The 6,000-nt window shown below is 60.5% G+C and carries 4 protein-coding genes; 1 reads left to right on the top strand and 3 read right to left on the bottom strand.

Features of this window, described 5'->3' with window-relative positions; translation table 11 throughout:
• Positions 1-63: 63 nt before the first annotated feature.
• Complete coding sequence (locus DW211_RS06590) at positions 64-771, bottom strand: hypothetical protein (protein WP_233540964.1); 708 nt, start codon at positions 769-771, stop codon at positions 64-66.
• A gap of 274 nt (positions 772-1,045) precedes the next feature.
• Positions 1,046-2,653 carry a bifunctional phosphoribosylaminoimidazolecarboxamide formyltransferase/IMP cyclohydrolase gene (purH, locus tag DW211_RS06585; RefSeq protein WP_117648340.1) on the bottom strand — a complete coding sequence of 536 codons (1,608 nt, stop codon included), beginning with the start codon at positions 2,651-2,653 and terminating at the stop codon, positions 1,046-1,048.
• 277 nt (positions 2,654-2,930) lie between these two features.
• Between purH and DW211_RS06580 the strand changes: the two genes are divergently transcribed.
• Complete coding sequence (locus DW211_RS06580; protein ID WP_118206253.1) at positions 2,931-3,572, top strand: GNAT family N-acetyltransferase; 642 nt, start codon at positions 2,931-2,933, stop codon at positions 3,570-3,572.
• Positions 3,573-4,024: 452 nt separating this feature from the next.
• Here DW211_RS06580 and DW211_RS10140 read toward each other — a convergent pair whose 3' ends face one another.
• On the bottom strand, positions 4,025-5,971 hold the full coding sequence (locus DW211_RS10140; protein ID WP_158568504.1) for a DUF2207 domain-containing protein: 1,947 nt from the start codon (positions 5,969-5,971) through the stop codon (positions 4,025-4,027).
• Between the last annotated feature and the right edge of the window lie 29 nt (positions 5,972-6,000).

The raw sequence follows: 6,000 nt of genomic DNA, 5'->3' as shown, positions 1-6,000 counted from the left end.
GACACATGTATGTCAATCCTGGTCTAACAGAGCCTTAAATAATCCCCGTCCCAGAAAAATCATTTAGCGGCGGGCGCGAAGCTTTTCGTAGCCGTCGGCGAAGAAGGCGACCGTGGCGGCGTCCGCCTCGGCGGCATCGGTATCGTCGGCGGGGACCACGCCGTGCTCGTCGCTCACCAGGAACAGCGCGCCCTTGAGCTGAGCGGGGATGTCTACGCGCGTGACCGGGATGTCCTTGGTCTGGGCCAGCTGTTCGATGAGCGTCGCCGTGCCGCACAGGCACTCGTCCGCCGGCGCCACAAAGGCCAGCTCGCCGTCGTTGACGGCAGCAAGCAGCTCGGGCGCCACGCCGGTTTCGTCGGCCTCGGAACGGGCCTCGGCAGAGCGGGCACGCAGCGCCTTGGCTGACGTATCGGCGAGCGGCTCGTACTCCCCCACTGTCATGGCGGCGTTGCCGTTGATGTCGATCACCAGCATGAGCACACCGTCGTGCGCGGTATAGTCGCCCTCGGCTAGCGACCACTCAACGTGCTGCTTGGCCCAGCTGAGCATGTTATGGGTAAGCGGCTCGCCCTGCACCAAGCGCTCGGACAGCGCGCGAATGTGACGGTTGAGCATGGGCACCTTTTTGTTGGACATGCGCCAACGGCAGATAAGCGCGGGCTTGTCGAGCGTAAACTTCTCGACCGCCTCCTGATTGGCGCAAAAGTCCTCGTACGCACGCTGATCCTCGGCATTGCCAAACAACTCGGCATCATCAATCTGGGGCATGGTTGTACCTTTCGTGTTAGTCATTCCGTCCTCTTATACCAAAAAGACGGCCCTCCAAACGGAGCGACCGTCTTTTGCAGAGATTATTTTAGAAGCGAGGCGGTCCAAGGGACGAGATAACATCCCATCCTCCCCAGTCAACCTAACAGGTCGGCGAGGGTTGCCCAGGTGCCGCAGATTGCCGTGAAAGAGGAGCGACGCGTACTTGGGTACGCGAGCGACGAATGAGCGGCAAGGTGCGGTGGTTGGGCAAGCCGCAGCGCCACCTCCCTACTTAATGGCGGAAGTGGCGGGCACCCGTGAAAACCATCGCAATACCATGCTCGTTGCAGGCCTGGATGCTCTCGTCGTCGCGTTTGGAGCCGCCGGGCTGGATGATGCAGGTCACGCCGTGTGCGGCAAGCACGTCGACGTTGTCGCGGAACGGGAAGAACGCGTCACTTGCGCAGGCAAAGCCGCCCTTCTCCACGCCTTCGCGCTCGCAAAAGTCCTCGGCGCGTTCGCAGGCAAGCAGTGCGGAGTCAACGCGGTTGGGCTGACCCGGGCCCATGCCAATGCCGGCCTTGCCCTTGGAGACCAGAATGGCGTTGGACTTAACGCCCTTGCAGACCTTCCAGGCAAACTCGAGCTCGGCCATCTCAGCGTCGGTGGGCTTGCGGTCGGTGGGGAACGTAAAGGTCGCGGGATCCTCGGTCACGTGGTCGACCTCCTGCACCAGCATGCCGCCGTCGATGGAGCGCAGCTCCACCTGGGCACCGTGGTCCACGCCGCCGGTAGCCAGCACGCGCAGGTTGGGGCGCTTGGCCATGCGCTCGAGCGCCTCATCGGTGTAGCTCGGGGCGATGATGACCTCGACGAACTGCTTGTTCTGGTCGGCGAAGTGCTCAACCAGCTCAAAGGGAACCTCGCGGTTGCAGGCGATGATGCCGCCGAAGGCGCTCTTGGGATCGCAGGCGAAAGCGCGGTCGTAGGCGGCCGTGATATCCTCGGCAACGGCGGAACCGCAGGGGTTCTGATGCTTGAGGATCACGCAGGCCGGCTCGTCGAACTCGCGGACCAGGTTCCAGGCGGCATCGGCGTCCAGATAGTTGTTGTAGCTGAGCGGCTTGCCCTGGATCTGCTCGGAGCCCACAAGCGGGAACTGAGAGCTCGCGGTGTTCTCGCAGCCCTCGGCAAAGCGGTAGACCGTAGCCTTTTGCTGAGGATTCTCACCATAGCGCAGGTCGTCGACCTTCTCCAGCGAAATCTCGAGCTTGGCAGAGGTGTCCGCCACGTCGCTTGCCTGGGCGGCAAGCCAACGGGAGATAGCCGTGTCGTAGGCGGCGGTGGTCTGGTAGACCTTCACCTGCAGGCGACGACGGGTGGAAAGCGTGGTGCAGCCACCGGTCTCGCGCATCTCGGCCAGGACGGCATCATAGTCGGCCGGGTCGGAGATGACGGTAACGCTCGCGGCGTTCTTGGCAGCAGAGCGCAGCATGGAGGGACCGCCGATGTCGATGTGCTCGATGGCATCCGCGAAGGTGACCTCGGGGTTGGCGACGGTCTTCTCGAACTCGTACAGGTTGACGACGACCAGATCGATCAGCTTAATGCCGTGCTGAGCCGCCTCCTGCATGTGCTGCTCGGAATCGCGGCGGGCCAGCAGCGCGCCGTGAACCTTGGGGTGCAGGGTCTTAACGCGGCCGTCCATCATCTCGGGATAGCCCGTGAACTCCTCGATGGGGGTTACGGGAACGCCCGCGTCCTCGATAGCACGAGCCGTACCGCCCGTAGAGATGATCTCGACGCCAAAGTCATCGACCAGCGTCCGTGCGAAATCGACGACGCCCGTCTTATCGGTAACCGAGATCAACGCGCGTGCGATCTTCACATCAGATCCCATGCAGTCCTCCTGTCTGGTACGCCGCCGTGCTCTGTGAGTCGGTGATACGTCGATCTGCAGCGCTCGCGCAGCGGCATTGAAAATACTGATTTAATGTAGCGCATCGAGCGAATCGATGCACCCCGCAACGGGCGCATGTGCAGAAAAAGTTTGCACGCGGAGGGGATGGGCACGACACCGGGCACGGTGAGTTCATGGAACACAGGGGCACCATAATTTGATGCCAATGGCGTGGTAGAACTGTGCTCGATATGCATCCGCGAAAGAAAGAGGCACCATGGTCTCGCGGGTTCTCTACCGACCGTTTGACACCGAAGACTTCGACGCCATCGCGCTGATTCTGCAGCAGCTTTGGCATAACAATTCGGATAACGATGAGTACAACCGCCTCGAGGCCGCATGCGACCTCGCCTATTGCCTTTCGTCCTCGACGTTTTCGCAGGTTGCGGTAATTGACGGCGAGGCGCGCGGCATTGCGCTTGCACGCGCAGGACAGAGCCCCGGCGTCACTATCAACGAGCATTGGATGGATACCGAACGCGCGCTGCTTTCGCAGATGCGCGAACTGGAGCCCGATGCCTGCGCCGAGTATCTCTCGTTTGTGCGCGCAACCATCCGAACCAACAACCGCCTGCTCGAGAGCAGCCCATTGCCGCACGACAACGAAGTCACGCTGCTCGCCGTCGATCCCGATGTCCATGGCCTGGGCGTTGGCTCGGTGTTGCTCGATGCCGCTGTCTCGTACCTTTCCTCGCGCGGGGCGACAAGGGCGCACCTGTACACCGACTCCAACTGCTCGTGGAAGTTCTACGAGCTGCACGGCTTTAAGCGCACGGCCACGCACCGCGCCAACCGCGAAGAGCGTCGTCACGACATGCCGCGTGAAAGCTTCCTCTACGAACTCGATCTAACAGCCTAGCCCAAGCAGCCACACCTAGTCATTTAAGAACGTCCCCAATGACTGATCCCCAACGACTGGTCATTTAAGTCTGCCCCCAATGAGTAGCCTAGAGGGCCTGCAAATGGCTGTGGTCAAAAAACATCAAATATGAGTACTGTTACCTTTTTAGTAGCAGCGATTTGGGGCATTTTTGAGGCTTGTAGGCATGACGACCAGCTGCACGTGTTGACGTAGCTCCCCAAATGTTCAATAAAATGGGCTCCTAACGAGAAATACTCTCATTAGAAGCCCATTATTATGTGCAAACATATGCGACCATCGCAGCAACAGTACTCATATTTGGTATTTTTTGTCCACTGCCCCTAGCGCGAAGGTCCTCAGCGGAAAGTTTGGCCCGTTTCGATGCACAAAAATGGGATGAATCTTCCCTGGCAACCGCCCAGAAAGATCCACCCCAAAGCAAGCGCTCGCTAGAACGTTCCGCCGCCGCCTCCGCCGACGCCGCCACCGCCGCCACCGGAAAAGCCGCCGCCGCTGCCGCCGCTCGAGCTATCGGAACTCGAAGCCAGCTCGCGGATGGTCTCGTGGTACACATCGTTGAACGAATCGAGCGGGGACTCGTTGCCGTAGTGATGGTAATACCACCAGTAGCAGGGGTAGTTGTCGTAGAAATCGTCGCTGTTGCGCAGGTCCGCAGGCACGGCCTCGGCCAGCTGTCGCAGCACTTCTTTCGAAACGCCCAGGGCAACGCCCATCACCAGCAGTTTGTTCCACAAGATCAGGTCGCTGGGAATGGCCTCCTTCAGGCGCGTAAAGTCCTCAAGCCAATGCTTGAGCGCCTTGCAGCGAGCCGCCACCTCGGCGCCCTCCGGCGTGTAACGGCGGAAGGTGCAGCTCAGGACAAAGCCTACGATCGTAACGGGGATCGAGATCATAGCGGCACCGACGTTGGCGTCCGCAAAGTCGGTATAGAACAGAGAGCCCAGAATGCCAAAGACAATGATGATGCCGAGAACCAGGCCGGCCACCATCGCGATAGTGCCATCCGATGCAATAAGCTCGCGCGCCTCCAGCTTGCCCTTAACTGTGCTCTGATAGTCCTCGAGCTTGTCGCCAACAGATGTGGTGCGCTCGCTAGCGTACTCCTCCAGCTCGCTAAACGTGCGCGAACGGACTCCGTCCTTATCGGGCTTAACGCCAGCAAAGAAGACCTTGAGCACGTCGCGATCGATGCCGTCCTTCTTGGCAGCCTTCCAGGCCTCGTCGGTCACTGTGATGCGATACGTCTGCTCCTCTTTTTCGCGACGGAGCAGACCCTTCTTCTTGGTCTCGGTCGCTTCTTCCAGCTTGATCACGCGGTCGTCGGTGAGCTTCATAAGCGTGGCGATATATGCCTGATCGGGCACGTCGTTCCAGCTCATAAGAGCTGCAAGCACCGCGGGATGGTCGGCAGAGGGCACATCGCGGAAGTACTCGTCCTGGAAGAGCGGCTTGGGCTTGGGCCTGCGCAGCTTGAGCATCACGATCGCGCCGGTATAGGCAACCGCCACAACAACACACACCACGGCAATCGCGCTGGCAACCGCACGCGCGTGCTCACGGCGGGCGTTGGCCTCGTCGGCCCATTCCTTCTCTTCGCTCAGGATCGTTGACATGTGCTCTTCGCCCGAGGCGGCAAGCTGCGGCACCCAATCGCTGGGGAAAGCGATGCGCGCCTCGGCGAATTCGCCCTGATGCACGCAGGGAATGGTATAGGTGACCATGGGCTCGTCCTCATCGAGCGACACGTCGCCCGTCAGCGGACCGTGGCCCCATGCGCGGAAGTTGTCGCCCTTGACGGCCGCCGTCCCTGCAGCGGCATTTGCGAAGTGAACTTCCATCTCGACGTCATCGGAATCCGCCGACCAGCCGTCGCCGACGAATTTCCAGTAAAGCTCGGCGGTATCGGCCCAGTTCATGACCGCACCGGTCATGGAATAACTCACGTAGTAGATTGCACTGTCGCCGCTCTCGTGAGGGCTGAACACCTTAATCCTTACGCCGTCGTCGGACTGTTCCACCGTGTAAACGCCGTCGTCGCCTTTATTTGCGCTGTCGACCTTGTTAAACGCAGTGTCGTCTTCCTCGACGCTCAGCACATTGACGACCACCGAGCCGCCTTGCTGGTTAGAGCCTGTATTGATATCCCAATACACGCCGTTAATGTCGTCGTCGAAATCGAACTGGCGTCCCTCGACAACGGTCAGCGAGCCATCGGCCTCAACCGTGGTACCGATATAGGTTTGGCTCATGGAGTAGCCGTCGGCGTGCGCGACGGCAGGCAGCAGCAACAACGCAAGCGCGACGAGTGCGCAGACGGAAGCGAACCGCGCAAACAGGCGGCGCTGCCGACAGGGCTGGGCAACGGGGGCGTTCATAGGCACATCCTTTGTCTGTGGTACCAGTA

It is taken from the genome of Collinsella sp. AM18-10, assembly GCF_003471585.1.
Classification (GTDB): Bacteria; Actinomycetota; Coriobacteriia; order Coriobacteriales; family Coriobacteriaceae; genus Collinsella.
The sequence above is the reverse complement of the archived record's forward strand: the minus strand, read 5'-3'. Positions and strand labels throughout refer to the sequence as shown.

What these genes read in the sequence shown, in the direction of transcription:
- DW211_RS06580 (WP_118206253.1), top strand. Translation starts at nt 2,931, where the DNA reads ATGGTCTCGCGGGTTCTCTACCGACCGTTTGACACCGAAGACTTCGAC.
- DW211_RS06590 (WP_233540964.1), bottom strand. Translation starts at nt 771, where the DNA reads ATGCCCCAGATTGATGATGCCGAGTTGTTTGGCAATGCCGAGGATCAG.
- DW211_RS10140 (WP_158568504.1), bottom strand. Translation starts at nt 5,971, where the DNA reads ATGAACGCCCCCGTTGCCCAGCCCTGTCGGCAGCGCCGCCTGTTTGCG.
- purH (WP_117648340.1), bottom strand. Translation starts at nt 2,653, where the DNA reads ATGGGATCTGATGTGAAGATCGCACGCGCGTTGATCTCGGTTACCGAT.